The organism is Pseudomonas sp. R76 (assembly GCF_009834565.1).
Lineage (GTDB): Bacteria > Pseudomonadota > Gammaproteobacteria > Pseudomonadales > Pseudomonadaceae > Aquipseudomonas.
The window spans coordinates 2,378,433-2,394,202 of the sequence record NZ_CP019428.1; the positions used below are offsets into that span (position 1 = coordinate 2,378,433).

The window sequence follows — 15,770 nt, forward strand, 5'->3', positions numbered from 1 at the left end:
GGACCGACAAGGAAGTCGGCTCATGATAAGAAAAGGAAGCGCCTGACATGGATGTGCTCAACGTTGATCCCGAATCAACGCTGTCGACCCGCAACGCCCGCTTGATCATCTTCGCCCGTGGCGTCTCGGACTTTGGTGCGTTCCTTAACATGGTGGCGCTGTCCACCTACGTCTATTGGCTTAGCCAAAGCGTGGTATTTGTCAGTGTGTTTCTGGCGTGCCGCGTCACCGGCGGGATTGTCGCCAGCCTGTTCGGCATTCCGTTTTTTCGGCGCTTTCCAGGGCGCAGCACCCTGGCGGGGCTGGACCTGGCCCGGGCGCTGTTGCTGTTGCCGCTATTGGTGCTGATACCGGCGCATCAGCTCAGTGTGTTGCCCTTTATCGCGTTTGGTATCGGCCTGTGCAACTCGTTGTTTGCCATTGGCCTGAACAGCCAGTTACCGACATGGGTGGCGCTTGAGCAGCGGGTGAGCACCAATGCGTGGATCACGTCGGCGGCGGCGACCGGCGCGGTGTTCGGCAGTTTGCTGTCGGGGTTGCTGATTGCCACGGGCGGCTTCGAGGCGGTGTTTGCCGTGAATATCGGCACCTATGTGCTGGCGGCCTGCCTGATCTTGCCATTGCGTGCGTTGTACACAGTAGCCGTCGCCGCGCATCGCGGGCTTTCGGCGCAGTGGCGCGAGCTGACCCAAGGGCTGCGTGGGGCGCCGGTGCTGGCGGCGATGTTGTTGATCAGCATGCTCGACACCCTTGGCAGCGCGGCGCATAACGTCGGCTGGCCGGTGCTGTCGCAGTACATTTCGCCGGACACGGCCAAGACCGTCATGGGCTATTTGCTGGCGGTGTGGGCGTGTGGCAAGTTCGTTGGCGCGCGAATCGCCAGTGCGCTGCTCAAAGGCCGTGGCACCCAAGCCATGGAGCGCTTGTTCATGCTGGGCGTGGCGCTGATGTCCAGCGGCTTTATCCTGACCTTCCAGCAAACCGAACTGTGGTTGGCATTGCTGCTGGTGGTGTGGGCGGGGCTGGGTGATGGTGTGTCCGAGGTGGCGTTGGTGTCCCGCGCGCAAAGCGAGCCGGATAGCCTGCGCCTGCCGCTGTTCAGCTTATTGACCCTGATCCAGATGGCTGGCTTTGGCGTGGGCATGTTGGTGGTGGGGCCGTTTTACCTGACGTGGACACCGGCCCAGGTGATTGTCTTGTTTCATGGGTTGCCGCTGACGGCCTTGCTGGTCATGACTGCATGGCTGGGGTACTGCGCCAACCGACGGGGTGCGGTATGCGAGGACAAACGTTGCTGAGCCCTCCCGCACGCTTACTGCCAACCCCACACCCCTGTGGGAGCGGGCTTGCCCGCGAAAGCGGTGGTTCAGTCACTATCAATGTTTGCTGAGCCGACGTCTTCGCGGGCAAGCCCGCTCCCACATTTGATCTTCGCTGTTTTAAGCAATGCGTTTGCTTAACTGAGCGGCATTAGGGCAAGCCCGCTCCCACTGTGGTGGGCACTCTTGTGATTGGGAGGCGGCACGGTCAAATCGACAAGCCCTTGAAGTGCTCCTGCAAAAACTCCACGCAGGCTCTTAATTTCCCGGAGTAGGCCAAGCGTGTCGGGTACACCGCCCACACGTTGGCGCTCTGGGTGTAGGCGTGCAGCACCTGCACCAGCTTGCCTTGTTCCAGCAGCGGCTTCACATCCCACATCGAGCGCAGCAATACGCCGCGCCCGTCCAGCGCCCACTGCAACACGATCTCGCCATTGTTGGAGGACAGCGGCCCGCGTACACGCACGCTTTCGGGGGCGCCATCGCGCTCCAGGTTCCAGATGCCGAAGGCGTTGTCGCGCTCCTTGAGCACCAGGCAGTCGTGCTGTTCCAGCTCACTCAAGTGCTGTGGCGTGCCGCGTCGCTTCAGATAAGACGGCGCGGCGCACAGCACCCGGCGGTTGCTCACCAGGCGTCGGCCGATGTGCTGGCCGGGGATGTCGTCGCCCACGCGAATCTCCAGGTCGAAGCCTTCGCTGACGATATCCACCACGCGGTCGAACAGGTCCAGGCGGATTTCCAGGTCCGGGTACTGTTCCGCCAGCAACGACAGGGCCGGCGCCACGTGGTTGCGGCCAAAGCCGAAGCTGCTGCACAAATGCAAATGGCCACGCGGGCTGTCATGGGCGTCGGAGAGTTCATCGGAAAGTTGCTGGAAATCTTCGAGGATGCGTACGGCCCAGCGCTGCACCCGTTCACCGTCTTCGGTCAGGGCGATACGCCGGCTGGTGCGGTGCAGCAGGCGGGTGGCCAGGGTGGTTTCGAGGATCTGGATGCGCTTGCTGACATACGCAGGCGACAGCCCCAGCTCATCGGCGGCGGCGGCGAAACCAGCCTTGCGGATCACGGTCAGGAACACCCGCAGGTCTTCAGGTAGGGGCACGGTATCTTTCTTATGGGTCATCAGAAACAAGCGTGGCGGCATGAGCCGCCAGAATAGCACTGGATCGGCGCGCCTTCCGGCGCGCCTGGCCGTTATTGCTTACTCGGCAGCGATCTTCGCCTGTGCCGCCTGAGCAGCTCGCGCATGGCGGCCGCGCTTGAGGGCGATAGGGGCCATTTTTTCGCGGTCCAGCTCGCCTTCCCAGGCGGCCACCACCAAGGCTGCGACGGCGTTGCCGATGATATTGGTCAGCGAACGGCATTCAGCCATGAAGCGGTCGACGCCCAAAATCAGCACCATCGCCGCCACCGGCACGGTGGGCACCACCGCCAGGCTGGCGGCCAGTGCGACAAAACCAGCACCCACCACCGCACCGGCGCCTTTTGATGTGAGCATGGCCACCGCCAGCAAGGTCAGTTGCTGTTCCAGCGGCAGGTGCGTATTGGTCGCCTGGGCCAGGAACAGCACGGCCAGGGTCATATAGATGTTGGTGCCGTCGAGGTTGAAGGTGTAGCCGGTCGGCACCACGATGCCTACCACGCCTTTGGAGGCGCCGAGGCTTTCGAGTTTCTGGATCAACTGCGGCAGCGCCGATTCCGACGAACTGGTGCCCAGCACAATCAACAGTTCCGATTTGATATAGCCCATCAATTTGAAAATGCTGAAACCGGCGTAGCGCGCGATGCTGCCCAACACCACCGCGACAAAGAAAAACGCGGTGACATAAAAGGTGCCGACCAGCTTCAGCAGCGGCAGCAACGAACCCACGCCGTACTTGCCGATGGTGAAGGCAATGGCGCCGAAGGCACCGATTGGCGCGACGCGGCTGATCATGCCGACGATGCGGAAAAACACTTCGCTGGCCTGGTTGATCACACCCACCAGTGGCCGGGCCTTTTCGCCGACCATCACCAGGCCCAGGCCGAACAGTACGGAAATAAACAGCACCGGCAGGATTTCGCCCTTGGCGAAGGCATCGAAAAAGGTGCCGGGGATAACGTTCAGCAGAAAGCCGGTCACGCCTTCACTGTGCTGCGCCTGGCCGACGAAGCCGGCGATGGCCGAACTGTCCAGGGTCTTCACATCGATATTGAAGCCCACGCCAGGGTGCAGCAGGTGCGCGGAGAGAATGCCGATCAGCAGGGCAATGGTCGAGACGATTTCGAAGTACAGCAGCGCCTTGCCGCCGACCCGGCCCACCTGTTTTACATCGTGCATGCTGGTGATGCCGGAGACCACCGTGCAGAAGATGATCGGGCCGATGATCATCTTGATCAGCTTGATAAACCCGTCGCCCAAGGGCTTGAGGTCGATGCCGACTTGCGGCCAGACATGGCCGATCAACACACCCAGCGCGATCGCGATGAGCACCTGTACGTACAGGGTTCCCAGCAGTTTTTTGAGTGTCATTGTTATTATCTCAATCGTTTTTTGGGCAAGCAGAACCCGTCGCAGGCCATCAGCAGCCTGCGAGGTGGGTCTTTCAGGTCACGGGGTTACAGCATTCAGCGCAGGAAGGTCAGGACCTCGCCCAGCAACAGTTCAGGGACTTCTTCGGCAATGTAATGGCCGGCCGGCAGGGCCTTGCCACGTACGTCGGTGGCGACTTTCTGCCATTCCTTGAGCGGCTCGAAACAGCGGCCGACGGTGCCTTCGGCGCCCCACATCACCAGCAACGGCAGGTTCAGGTGATTGCCGGCGTCGATGTCCGCCTGGTCGTGTTCAAGGTCGATACCGGCGGCAGCACGGTAGTCCTCGCAGATACCGCGCGCGGTGCCCGGCAGCTGCAGGCAGCGCAGGTATTCGGCGAAGGCCTCATCGGTAAATGGCTTGAGGCCGGCACTGCGGCTGCCCATCACGCTGCGCAGGTACAGCTCGGGGTTGCTCTCGATCAGCGCTTCGGGCAACGGCGCCGGGCGGATCAGGAAGAACCAGTGCCAGTAGGCGCGGGCGAAGGCTTCGTCGGTCTGGGCATACATCGACAGGGTCGGCGCGATATCCAGCAGCACCATGCGTTGCACGGCCTGTGGGTGGTCCAGTGCCAGGCGGTGGGCAACACGCGCGCCACGGTCGTGGGCCAGCACCGAGAACTGCTCGAAGCCCAGGGCTTGCATCAGTTCGACGCCGTCGCGGGCCATTTCGCGTTTCGAGTAGTTGGCATGGTGGTCGTCGGCCATGGGCTTGCTGCTGTCGCCATACCCGCGCAGGTCGGCCGCCACCACGGTGAAATGTTCGGCCAGTTGTTCGGCGACTTTGTGCCAGATGACGTGGGTTTGCGGGTGCCCGTGCAGCAGGAGCAGACCGGGACCTGTACCGCCTTTGCGGTAGCTGATGTCCACGCCATTGACGTGGCACTGGTCTTTTTGGAATCCGGCGAACATGGAATGACTCCTTGTGATGATTGCCTGCATCGTGGAATCACGCGGCGTTCGGGGCAAGGGGGAAAGCGTGGAGGGGTTGTTCATGAAGTGTGTAGGAGCCTCGATCTTCCAAACGATGCGGACTCCTGTGAGAGCTGGCTTGCCTGCGATGGCATCGCCGCGGTCGTGCTGGTGTACCGAGGTGACTGCATCGCAGGCAAGCCAGCTCCCACACAAGCCAGCTCCCACACAAGCCAGCTCCCACATGGGATATGTATTGCTGTTGAGATCTCAGCCTTGCTTGAACATCGCCATCGCTCGCTCCCGGATCTGCGCTTCGGTCAGGTCTTCCTTGCGCGTAGCCAAAAACCAGAGGTGCCCAAGCGGATCCTTCACGCTCGCCGAGCGGTCGCCATAAAACTGATCCTTGGGCTCGGACATCACGCTGGCACCGGCTGCAACGGCTTGTTTGAATTGTGCATCCACGTCGTTCACGTACAGGTGCAGGCCGACACTGGTGTGTTCGGCCGGGTTGCGCAAGGCCATGTCAGCGCAGGGCGAGCCGAGCATGAGCGCCGAGTCGCCAATGCGCAGTTCGGCGTGGCCGACCTTGCCGTCGGGCATGTCCAGGCGCATGACCTGGGTGGCGCCAAAGGCTTTCTTGTAGAACTCAATGGCATCGCTCGCGTTGTCGATGCCCATATAAGGCGTGACGCTGTGATAACCCTCGGGGATAGGTTTAACGCTCATATCGTTCTCCGCAGGTGGTGGTTGGGCAGGCAGGCCTTTTCACTATAGGCCACGTATCATGCGGCCTGCGGGTAGCCGACGAGGTGTTGGCCAGGCAACAGTGAACGAGCAGATTGCTGCGTCAAAGGCGCTTTTGGATCGCGATTTTTCCGCCAACCCAGCGGTTTGCGGGCTCGGCACAGAAGCTGCAATGCACCAGACAAACCATTCGCCCGAGAGCGTTGTATGTCTGTACTGCCTGTATCTGCCGATTACCCCATTCACACGCCCCACGCTGACCTGATCCGCGATGAAGCCCAGGCGATTGCCGTGGCCCATCAAGTCGCCGCCGTGCTGCTCGAGCAGGACGCCGAACGTGACCGCAGCCGCCAGGTGCCAGCCGAGGTGGTTGACCTGTATTCCAACAGCGGCCTGTGGGGCATCAGTGTGCCGCGCGAATTTGGTGGCGCGCAGGTGTCCTACGCGGTGCTGGCCCAGGTGATTGCGATTATCTCGGCGGCTGACCCGTCGCTGGGGCAAATCCCGCAGAACCATTACTGCCTGCTGGAGGATATTCGCCTGCAAGGCACGCCCGAGCAGCAGGCGCATTTCTTCGGCCTGGCGCTGCAAGGCCATCGGTTTGCCAATGCGCTGTCGGAAACCGGCGGCAAGAACGTGCAGGACATCCAGGCCAGCGTCCGACGCGTTGGCGACGGCTATGTGATCAACGGCCGCAAAGGTTATTGCACCGGCTCGCTGTACGCCCACTGGCTGGCGGTGCTGGCGCTGGATGAGCAGCAAAATGCGCAGTTGGCTTTTGTGCCGCGTGGCACCGAAGGCCTGGTGGTGGTGGATGACTGGGACAGCATGGGCCAGCGCACCACCTCAAGTGGCACGGTGCTCGCGCAGAACCTGCGGGTGCCGGCCTTCAATCTGTTTCCTACGCATAAATCCTATGATTCACCGACCCTGGCCGGCCCCTTCGCACAGCTGACCACTGCCGCCATCGACGCCGGGATTGCCCGCGCCGCCTTGCGTGACACCGTGCAGTTCGTGCAGCAATTTGCCCGGCCATGGATCGACGCCGGGGTGGAAAAAGCCAGTGAAGACCCGCTGACCATCATCCAGGTTGGCGCCCTGGATATTCGCCTCGAAGCCGCTGAAGCGTTGTTGGAGCGTGCCGGTTTGGCCCTGGACGCGGCACGCCCGGCGCCGAATGAAGACAATGTCGCCCACGCCTCCCTGGCCGTGGCGCGGGCCAAGGTGCTGACCACTGAAATCGCCATCGAAGCCAGCAACAAGCTGTTCGAACTCGGCGGCACGCGCTCGACCTTGAAGAAACACAATTTCGACCGCCACTGGCGCAACGCGCGGGTGCACACGCTGCACGACCCGGTGCGCTGGAAATACCACGTGGTGGGCAACTGGTTGCTCAATGGCACCAAGCCGCCACGTCACGATTGGTCATAAGCCATGGCCGAGTGGTTTAAACACATCTACTGGGCCGACATCGGCCAAGCCTGCCTCGAAACCCTGAGCATGCTCGGCGCCGCGCTGGGTTTTACCGTGCTGCTGGGGCTGCCGCTGGGCGTGCTGCTGTTTCTGACCGGCAAGCGCCAGCTGCACGAAGCGCTGGTGGTGTATCGGCTGCTGTCGGTGGTGGTCAACGTGCTGCGCTCGCTGCCGTTCATCATCTTGCTGATTGTGCTGATCCCGCTGACCACCTTGTTGGTCGGCACCTCCCTAGGCGTGCCAGGCACCATCCCGCCGCTGGTGGTGGGCTGCACGCCGTTTTTTGCACGGCTGGTGGAAACCGCGTTGCGCGAAGTCGACCGCGGTGTGGTCGAGGCGACCCAAGCCATGGGCGCGAGTACCTGGCAGGTGATCCGCCACACGCTGCTGCCGGAGGCCCGCGGCGGGTTGCTGGCGGCGGTGACCGTCACCGCGATTGTGCTGGTGGACTACACCGCCATGGCCGGGGTGATCGGTGGCGGTGGCCTGGGTGACCTGGCGATTCGCTACGGCTATCAGCGGTTCCAGACCGACGTGATGGTGGTCACGGTGGTGCTGTTGCTGGTGCTGGTACAGGCCCTGCAAATGACCGGTGACCGTTTGGTGGCGCGTTACAGCCGCCGTTAATTCTTATAAAGCTGTCTTTGGAGCATTCATGAAAAAGTCCCTGGCCATTTTGGCTGCTGTCCTGTCGTTCAATGCGTTCGCCAACGAGACATTGGTGGTGGGCGCGACCCCCGTGCCCCACGCGGAAATCCTCGAGTTCGTCAAACCGGTGCTGGCCAAGGAGGGCGTGGATTTGCAGATCAAAGTCTTCACCGACTTTATCCAGCCCAACCAGCAGCTGGCGCTGAAGAACATCGACGCCAACTACTACCAGTACCGGCCGTTTCTGGACGATTACAACAAGACTCGTCACACCGACCTGGTGCCAGTGGTGGGCGTGCACATCGAGCCGTTTGGCGCTTATTCGACGCGGATCAAAAATATCGCCGAGTTGAAGGACGGCGCCACCGTGTCGATCCCCAACGACCCGGTGAATACCGGCCGCGCGCTGGTGCTGCTGGATGAAGCCGGGCTGATCAAGCTCAAGGACCCGAGCAACACCCTCAGCACCCCACGCGATATCGCCGAGAACCCCAAGCACCTGAAAATCCGTGAGCTGGAAGGCGCTTTGCTGGCCCGTTCGGTGAGCCAGGTGGATTTGGCCTTTGTGTTTGCCAATTACGCGCTGGAAGCGGGGATTGATACCAACAGTGCGTTGATTGTGGAGAAGGGCAAATCGCTGTACGTCGAGTACCTGGTGGCGCGGCCGGACAACATCAACGACCCGCGTATTCAGAAGCTGGCCAAGGCGTTGAACTCCGATGAAGTGCGCCAGTTTATTTTGATCCGTTACAAGGGCCAGATCGCGCCTGGGTTCTGAGCCTGACAAATAACTAAATGTGGGAGCGGGCTTGCTCGCTAATCCGGAGTTTCAGCCAACAATTTTGTTACTGATACACCGCATTCGCGAGCAAGCCCGCTCCCACATTGATCGCACTCCCAAGTCAGGAGGAGGTAGTGGGCTCCAGCAAATGGGCGCCCGGCCCGCGTTCACCGAGTTGGTCATCCTGATTGCGCAACGGGCAGGCCTCCAACGACAAACACCCGCAACCAATACAGCCACTCAACTTGTCACGCAGCAGCAACAATTTGTTGATGCGATCATCCAAATCTTCTCGCCACAGCGCCGACAGGCGTTCCCAGTCTGCAGTCGTCGGCGTGCGCCCATCCGGCAAGGTCTGCAACGCCTCGCCAATCGTCGCCAGTGGAATGCCCAAACGTTGGGCGATCTTGATCACCACCACCCGCCGCAACACATCCCGTGGATAGCGGCGCTGGTTACCGGCATTGCGATTGCTCTTGATCAGCCCCTTGGCTTCGTAAAAATGCAGGGCCGTGACCGCGACACCGCTGCGAGCGGCGAGTTGGCCGACGGTGAGTTGCTTGGTAAGCATAAAAACTCCAGATAAACGCTTGACCTTGACTTAGCTAGAGGTTTTACCCTGCGTGGCATCGAATCGCAAGATTCTGCCTACAGAGAGAGGGGAGTGTTCATGCAGGTATCAGAGAAGAATCGCAGCTTCACTCAACTGATCGAGTTTCAGGTCGAGCCCTGGCAGCAACTCGCGCTGGCGGCGGCCTTGTCCACCCAGAGCGAACGCCTGGCCCAGGGCCATGGCGGCTTTATCAATGCGAGTGTGCAAGTCAGCGATGACGGCCGGCGGGTGCTCAATTACCTGCAGTGGCGCTCACGTGAGGAGGGCGAGGCAGCATTTAAATGCTTTGAGCACGGCGAGGAAGATTTCTGGACGCTGATCCGCGCCCACCAGGCCACGGCGGTGACCTTCGGTTCGTTCCAGGTGCTGCGCAGTTTTGAGCGCAGCCATGACAACGCGCTGCACTGCCGCCTAAATGGATAGGTGCAACATGCGCTCGCCTTGTACGTTTTCGCCGGGCCGGCGCTTGTTCACCGCCAACTCGCCGATCTTGATCAGCCGGGTGCGCGTGACGTTGCGGCTCAAACCCAGCAGGTTGGCGGTGTGCACCTGGTTGTAATGGCTGAAGCGGTAGGCAGCACGCAACAACGCGTCCTCGACCTTTTCATGCAGGGCGCCGGCCTGTTCCTCGAAGAGCTTTTGAAAGGCCCGCGCCAGCAACGCTTCGGCGCTGTTGTCGGTGCCGTGCTGGCTGTCGTCCTGGCGCTCGATGCGCATGTTCGACAGGCGCAAATCATCGCGTTCGATCACGCCGTTACGGCAGATCAACAGGGTGTGGTGGATCACGTTTTCCAGCTCGCGGATATTGCCCGGCCAGCTGTAGCTTTTGAGTTTGTGCTCGGCCTCGCGGCTGATGGTGATCGGGCCGTAGCCGAGGCGCTGGCTGTAGGCTTCGATGAAATGCCGGGTCAGCGGCAGGATATCGCCGGGGCGCTCGCGCAATGGGCTGAGTTCCAGGCTGACCACGTCGAGGCGGTAGTAGAGGTCTTCGCGGAAATGCCCGGCGTTGATGGCTTTTTCCAACTGCACGTTGGTGGCCGCCAGTACCCGCACATCAATCGGAATGCTCTTGCGCGAACCCAGGCGCACCACTTCACGCTCCTGCAATACGCGCAGCAGCTTGACCTGGATCGCCATCGGCAAGTCGCCAATCTCATCGAGGAACAAGGTGCCGCCGTCGGCCTCCTCGAACCAGCCGGCCTTGGCGCTGAGGGCGCCGGTAAACGCACCTTTTTCATGCCCGAACAATTCGGCTTCCACCAGCGATTCAGAGAACGCCCCGCAGTTCACCGCCACAAACGGCCGGTTGCGCCGCGCGCTGAGGTTATGAATATGGCGCGCCACCAACTCTTTACCGGTGCCGGTCTCGCCGATGATCAGCACGCTGGCTTCGCTGGGCGCCACTTGCTGGATGTGGGCGAGCAGCGCCTGGGATTTGGGGTCTTCAAAGACCTGGGCCGTGGCGCGGATCGACGTCGCGAGGGCGGGCGAGGGCGGTAAGGTTAAAAGCTGCATGGGCACCTCTCTTAGGAATAGAACGTGGGAATCGGCAGGGATTGGTTCAAGGCCCAGTCCCCCAGTTCGTGGAGTTTGTAGTCCACTGGGTCGTGCAAGGTTTGTGTGCGCAGGTTGCGCCAGTGGCGGTCCAGGCGCAGCGAGGCGTGGGTGGACCGTGCGCCGGTGACTTCAAACAGGCGGCTGCACAGGTCCAGGCCTTGGCGGGTGGCGGCAACTTTGGCGGTGGCGATGGCAATCGCCAATTGGCCGCGTTCGTGTTCGCTGAGGTTGGGGCCTTTGGCCCAGGCCTGGTCGAGCAAGTCGGCGGCACGTTCGACCAGCAGGCGCACGCCTTCCAGCGCGACCCAGAATTCGCCGTAGTGGTGCAGCACGTAAGGGTCCTGGCGCACGTCGTCGGCTGAGGATTTGTGCCACGAACGGGTTTCGGTCAGGGTGTAATTGCGCGCTTCTTCGAAGGCGCCTTCGGCAATCCCGAGAAACATATGTGTGAACGTCAACTGCGCGATCAGCGGGCGCAGGCAGGCGAAAGGCGTGCTCAGCGGGCCTGGGTCGAGGAGCAATTCCGATTCTTCGACGCGCACCCGCTCGAAGCTGGCGCTGCCGCTGTCGGTCTGGCGTTGGCCGATGTTGTTCCAGTCGTTGTGCAAGGTGATGCCACTGCGCCCGCTGGGAATCGCGGCGATCAGCAGTTTGCCGCCGGCGCTTTCATCCACCGCCGAGGCGATGAGCATTTCCGAGTCGCTGGCACCGGAGCAGAAGCTTTTTTTGCCGGAGAACTCGCGCCAGCCGCCGAAATCCTTGACCACCGTGCGCGTGTCCAGCGGGTTGAGGGCATTGCCCCAGAACCAGTTTTTGCGCGCGGTCTGTTCGAACCAGGGTTGCCATTGGTCCGGGCGCGCAAACAGGCGCACGGTGGCGAGCATCAGATGGTGGAAGCCGAAGACGTGGGCGATGGAGCTGTCAACCTTGGCGAATTCACGCACGATGCCCAGGGTTTCACTCCAGCGCGCGCCGAGGCCGCCGTATTGAGTGGGAATGCTCAGGGCCAGCAGGCCGCTGTGGCGCAAGGCGTCACGTTCGGTTTTCGGGGTGCCGCCACGCTCGTCGCGTTCGACGGCGGTGAGGGCGAATTCGGCGGCCAGCAGTTTGGCGGTTTGCAGCGGCGAGGGCAGGACGCTGTGGGGTTTGGCTGTCACGGGGTTTCCTCAATTGGCTCAGAAGCCGTGCGCTGTAGGTCTGGCAATGCAGCTCAAATGTGGGAGCTGGCTTGTCGAGTCGTCGCACCGCTGCGATGGCATCAACCGGGGTTCACTGAAACACCGAGTCGCCTGCATCGCGGGCAAGCCCGGCTCCCACAGAAAAGCAGCTCTCATATCCAGCAGATTTCAGCGCGTTCAGGCCTTTGTTTTAGGCAGCACATCATTGGCAATCATTTCGCCAAACGGGCCGGTGAGGTTGGTGACGCCACGCCCGGCGAGGCTGGCGTAAGGTTCCGGCAATAACGGGAATACCAGCTCGGCAAAGCGATACGCCTCTTCCAGGTGCGGGTAGCCGGAGAAGATGAAGCTCTCGATGCCAAGGTCAGCGTATTCCTTGATGCGCTCGGCCACTTGTTGCGGGTTGCCGACCAATGCCGTGCCGGCGCCGCCACGTACCAGGCCGACGCCGGCCCACAGGTTGGGGGCGATTTCCAGGTTGTCGCGGCGCCCGTCGTGCAAGGCGGCCATGCGCCGCTGGCCTTCGGAGTCAAAGCGCGAAAAGGATTTTTGCGCGGCAGCAATGGTTTCGTCGCTGACGTGTTCGATCAGTTTGTCGGCGGCTTTCCACGCCTCTTCTTCGGTTTCACGCACGATCACGTGCAGGCGAATGCCGAACTTCACACTGCGGCCGTGGCGGGCGGCGCGCTCACGCACATCCGCGAGTTTTTCCGCGACGGCGGCGGGCGGCTCGCCCCAGGTCAGGTACACGTCGACCTGTTCGGCGGCCAGGTCGTGGGCGGCGTCGGAAGAACCGCCGAAGTACAGCGGCGGATACGGCTTTTGCACCGGCGGGTAAAGGGCCTTGGCGTTCTGTACGCGCAGGTGTTTGCCTTCGAAATCCACCGATTCGCCCTGCAATACGCGTCGCCAGATCTGTAGGAATTCGTCGGAGACTTCGTAGCGTTCGCTGTGATCGAGGAAGCTGCCGTCGCCACGGTTCTCGTCGGGGTCGCCACCGGTCACCACATTGATCAGCAAGCGGCCGTTGGATAGGCGATCCAAGGTGGCCGCCATGCGTGCGGAGACGGTGGGCGAAATGATGCCCGGGCGAATCGCCACCAGGTAACGCAGGCGTTCGGTCAATGGCACCAGCGCCGAGGCGATGACCCAGGAGTCTTCGCACGAACGCCCGGTAGGAATCAGCACGCCGTAGTAACCCAGGCTGTCAGCCGCTTGCGCAACTTGCTTGAGGTAGTTGAGGGTGACGGGGCGTGCACCTTGGGTGGTGCCGAGGTAATGGCCGTCGCCATGCGTGGGCAGAAACCAGAAAACATCCATGACAAATCCTTAAGCGATTTTCAGCAGAGAAGGGGAGTGCGCGGCAAACAAAGGCGCTGCACGTTCTGCGGCAAGGCGTATGCGGCCCTTCAAGGGCTCGCTGGTTATTTGGTAGTCGGTGAAGTCAGCCTCGGTGGCGTACACGCCGATCGGCAGGGTCAAGGCCTGGAAGAAGCTGAACAGCGGGCGCAACTGGTGATCGAGCACCAGCGCGTGACGTTCGCTGCCGCCTGTGGCGGCGAGCAAGACCGGTGTGTTGATCAGCGAGTTGAGGCCGACCAAGTCGAACAGGTGCTTGAGCAGCCCAGGGTAAGAGCCGCGATACACCGGCGCGGCGACGATCAGCAAGTCCGCCTGTTCGATGGCCAACAGTTGCGATTCGACTTCGGCCGGAAGCTCGTCACGCGACAGCGCACCGCCCAATGGCCGGGCGATGTCGCCCAGTTCGATCAGTGTGGTCTGGATCGGCAGCAAGGTGGCCAGCTCGGCCAGCACGGCTTGGGTCAGCACGAGGGTGCGCGATGGGCGCCAGGTGCCGCCGGACAGGGCTACGACATTCAGGGGACGGGTCATGAACAGTTCCTTTTTCAACAGAGGTACATAGCGAGTGAAGTGAAATGTGTTGAGCAAGAGCTGTACCAACGGCTGGAAGCCTTGCTTGGCGTGGGCTGCAGGCTCACTGCTGGAAAGTGAAGCTGTTGGCTGCCTGGGGTTTTGTTGAATGACTGTTGCCTGGGCAACAGTTGCGTGGCGAACAGTGTTGATTTCTGTGTGAGGCTATTTATAGAGGGTTAGGTTTATTCCGTAAATGAACGTATTTCCATATTTATAGATCTTAAAAGAATATGCTTGACGCGCTATCGCAAGTGCCTGAATGGTTGATAGCGACTATCACGGGCGGTGATTTTTCACCGCGCAAGGGCGGGAGTAGCCTGTGTTCATTGACTCGAAACCTCCTTTGCAGGGCCTTCACCATGAACCACTTCCTCGCCGTTTCCTTGATTGTTGTCAGCGCCGTCCTCTCCGGTTGTGCGACCCGTCCATCGCCTGAATCGCGCCCCTACACCGCCGAAGAAACCAAACAGTTGGCCCTGGAGGCCTTGAGCCGTCGCGGCCTGTCGTTTGATGAATACCAACAGCAGCGTGCCGCACTGACCGGCCAGCCACAGAAGCCCTTTGGTTTCGATCACCAGGGCGAAATGAACGCCGAACGCAGTGTGGTGCTGCACGGTCGTCCCAGTTGAGCCGGTGCTCAGCGGCAAAAAGCCCGAGGATTCCCTTAAGGAACCTCGGGCTTTTTGTTTGCCATTGGGCGACTTCAGCCTGTTAAGCTGAGTTTCAGGAGCGTTCCTACGCACAATTGCCTAAAGTGGTCCTTTTTTAATGGCATTCGATCGGTTAAACCTGACGACCTCTGTTCCGGTTGATGCCCCTGAGACGCTGTTCTCGGGAATACGCTCTGCGAGTCTTAAACGTCATGAATAAACGTCCGTTGTATTTCGACTACGCCGCCACCACGCCGGTGGATGAGCGGGTCATCCAAGTGATGGTCGAGTGTCTGGGCTTCAATGCCAATTTCGGTAACCCTGCGTCCAGTTCCCATGCGTTCGGCCAGGCGGCCCGGCAAACGGTTGAGCAGGCGCGGCGCCAGGTCGCCGACTTGGTCGGTGCCAGCCCTGAGCAAATCGTCTGGACCTCCGGTGCGACTGAATCCAACAACCTTGCGATCAAGGGCGTCGCCCAGGCGCGCGGCGTGGCGGGCGGGCACATCATCACCAGCCAGATCGAACACAAGGCCACGCTGGACACCGCGCGGCAGTTGCAGGAAGCCGGCGTGGCCGTGACCTATCTGGTGCCGGACGCCGACGGGTTGATCAGCGCCACGGCGGTCAGTGAAGCCTTGCGTGAAGACACCTTTCTGGTCTCGCTGATGCTGGTGAATAACGAGCTGGGCACCGTGAACGACATCCCCGCCATCGGCGCGCGGGTGCGTGAACACGGCGCGTTGCTGCATGTGGACGCGGCGCAAGGTGCGGGCAAAGTGGCAATCGACCTGGCTGAATGGCCGGTGGATTTGATGTCGTTTTCCGCGCACAAGCTGTATGGCCCCAAGGGAATCGGCGCGCTGTATGTCGGCCCGCGGGCGCAGCAGAAAGTCTTGGCGCAGATTCACGGCGGCGGCCACGAAGGCGGCTTGCGCTCCGGCACCCTGGCGACGCATCAGATTGCAGGCATGGGCACAGCGTTTGCCTTGGCGGCGCAGTCTTTTGTTGAGGAAAAGGCCAGTATCATTGCCTTGCGCCAGCGCCTGCTCGATCAGTTGGAATCAGTGCCGGGTGTGCGTCTGAATGGCAGCGCCACCCAGCGTATTCCGCATACGCTCAGCCTGACCTTCAGCGAAGGTGAGTTCAATGCCGCCGCGCTCAGCGCAGGCATGGCGTTTTCGGCGACCTCGGCGTGCAATTCGGCGAGCAATGCGCCGTCCCACGTACTTTTGGCCCTGGGCCATGACGCGCGCAGCGCCGGTCGCACCATTCGTTTGAGCCTGGGCCGGTTTACCACCGAACAGGACATCGACCAGGCCGTGCAATTGATCAAGGCCGCACTCGCCAGTGCACCGGCGTTCTGGGCCGTCTGATTTTTCATTCGCA

At 61.4% G+C, this 15,770-nt stretch carries 16 protein-coding genes; 7 read left to right on the top strand and 9 right to left on the bottom strand.

Annotated features, from left to right (window positions below; all coding sequences use genetic code 11):
- The first annotated feature begins 47 nt into the window (after positions 1–47).
- Positions 48–1,298, top strand: a complete 1,251-nt coding sequence (locus tag PspR76_RS10935) for an MFS transporter (RefSeq protein ID WP_159955188.1) — start codon at positions 48–50, stop codon at positions 1,296–1,298.
- Positions 1,299–1,527: 229 nt separating this feature from the next.
- On the opposite strand, the gene PspR76_RS10940 is transcribed toward PspR76_RS10935, so the two are convergent.
- The 4 genes from PspR76_RS10940 to PspR76_RS10955 all read right to left on the bottom strand — a co-directional run bounded on the left by PspR76_RS10940 (position 1,528) and on the right by PspR76_RS10955 (position 5,531).
- The gene (locus PspR76_RS10940) at positions 1,528–2,442 is read right to left on the bottom strand and encodes a LysR substrate-binding domain-containing protein (RefSeq protein ID WP_202982180.1); all 915 of its coding nucleotides are present in this window, start codon (positions 2,440–2,442) and stop codon (positions 1,528–1,530) included.
- A gap of 78 nt (positions 2,443–2,520) precedes the next feature.
- A complete protein-coding gene (locus PspR76_RS10945) occupies positions 2,521–3,831 on the bottom strand; it encodes a dicarboxylate/amino acid:cation symporter (protein ID WP_159955190.1) in 1,311 nt (436 codons plus the stop codon).
- Between the two features lie 95 nt (positions 3,832–3,926).
- Positions 3,927–4,802, bottom strand: a complete 876-nt coding sequence (locus PspR76_RS10950) for an alpha/beta fold hydrolase (protein ID WP_159955191.1) — start codon at positions 4,800–4,802, stop codon at positions 3,927–3,929.
- Positions 4,803–5,072: 270 nt separating this feature from the next.
- Positions 5,073–5,531 (bottom strand): VOC family protein, encoded by a 459-nt coding sequence (locus tag PspR76_RS10955; protein ID WP_159955192.1) that lies wholly within the window; start codon positions 5,529–5,531, stop codon positions 5,073–5,075.
- A 225-nt stretch (positions 5,532–5,756) separates the two neighbouring features.
- Here PspR76_RS10955 and PspR76_RS10960 point away from each other — a divergent pair, with 225 nt between their 5' ends.
- From PspR76_RS10960 to PspR76_RS10970, 3 genes are read left to right on the top strand one after another with little or no spacing between them, the layout of a single operon-like run.
- Entirely contained in the window at positions 5,757–6,980 is a 1,224-nt protein-coding gene (locus PspR76_RS10960; RefSeq protein ID WP_159955193.1) for an SfnB family sulfur acquisition oxidoreductase, read from the top strand.
- A gap of 3 nt (positions 6,981–6,983) precedes the next feature.
- Positions 6,984–7,649: a methionine ABC transporter permease gene (locus PspR76_RS10965; protein WP_159955194.1), complete on the top strand. Its 666-nt coding sequence runs from the start codon at positions 6,984–6,986 to the stop codon at positions 7,647–7,649.
- Positions 7,650–7,677: 28 nt separating this feature from the next.
- Positions 7,678–8,448 (top strand): MetQ/NlpA family ABC transporter substrate-binding protein, encoded by a 771-nt coding sequence (locus PspR76_RS10970; protein ID WP_159955195.1) that lies wholly within the window; start codon positions 7,678–7,680, stop codon positions 8,446–8,448.
- 124 nt (positions 8,449–8,572) lie between these two features.
- On the opposite strand, the gene soxR is transcribed toward PspR76_RS10970, so the two are convergent.
- Positions 8,573–9,022, bottom strand: coding sequence for a redox-sensitive transcriptional activator SoxR (soxR, locus tag PspR76_RS10975; protein ID WP_159955196.1), 450 nt, complete (start codon positions 9,020–9,022; stop codon positions 8,573–8,575).
- Positions 9,023–9,121: 99 nt separating this feature from the next.
- On the opposite strand from soxR, the gene PspR76_RS10980 reads away from it, so the two are divergent.
- On the top strand, positions 9,122–9,487 hold the full coding sequence (locus PspR76_RS10980) for an antibiotic biosynthesis monooxygenase (protein WP_159955197.1): 366 nt from the start codon (positions 9,122–9,124) through the stop codon (positions 9,485–9,487).
- On the opposite strand, the gene PspR76_RS10985 is transcribed toward PspR76_RS10980, so the two are convergent.
- From PspR76_RS10985 to msuE, 4 genes are all read right to left on the bottom strand, one after another.
- A complete protein-coding gene (locus PspR76_RS10985; RefSeq protein ID WP_159955198.1) occupies positions 9,476–10,579 on the bottom strand; it encodes a sigma-54 interaction domain-containing protein in 1,104 nt (367 codons plus the stop codon). The two genes, PspR76_RS10980 and PspR76_RS10985, sit on opposite strands and share 12 nt — an antisense overlap.
- Positions 10,580–10,590: 11 nt before the next feature.
- Positions 10,591–11,778: an acyl-CoA dehydrogenase family protein gene (locus tag PspR76_RS10990; RefSeq protein ID WP_159955199.1), complete on the bottom strand. Its 1,188-nt coding sequence runs from the start codon at positions 11,776–11,778 to the stop codon at positions 10,591–10,593.
- 198 nt (positions 11,779–11,976) lie between these two features.
- The gene (gene ssuD / locus PspR76_RS10995) at positions 11,977–13,119 is read right to left on the bottom strand and encodes an FMNH2-dependent alkanesulfonate monooxygenase (protein WP_159955200.1); all 1,143 of its coding nucleotides are present in this window, start codon (positions 13,117–13,119) and stop codon (positions 11,977–11,979) included.
- A gap of 9 nt (positions 13,120–13,128) precedes the next feature.
- Positions 13,129–13,692 (bottom strand): FMN reductase, encoded by a 564-nt coding sequence (gene msuE / locus PspR76_RS11000; RefSeq protein ID WP_106580598.1) that lies wholly within the window; start codon positions 13,690–13,692, stop codon positions 13,129–13,131.
- A gap of 401 nt (positions 13,693–14,093) precedes the next feature.
- Between msuE and PspR76_RS11005 the strand changes: the two genes are divergently transcribed.
- On the top strand, positions 14,094–14,363 hold the full coding sequence (locus PspR76_RS11005; RefSeq protein ID WP_159955201.1) for a hypothetical protein: 270 nt from the start codon (positions 14,094–14,096) through the stop codon (positions 14,361–14,363).
- 233 nt (positions 14,364–14,596) lie between these two features.
- A complete protein-coding gene (locus PspR76_RS11010) occupies positions 14,597–15,757 on the top strand; it encodes a cysteine desulfurase family protein (RefSeq protein WP_159955202.1) in 1,161 nt (386 codons plus the stop codon).
- The last annotated feature ends 13 nt before the right edge of the window (positions 15,758–15,770 follow it).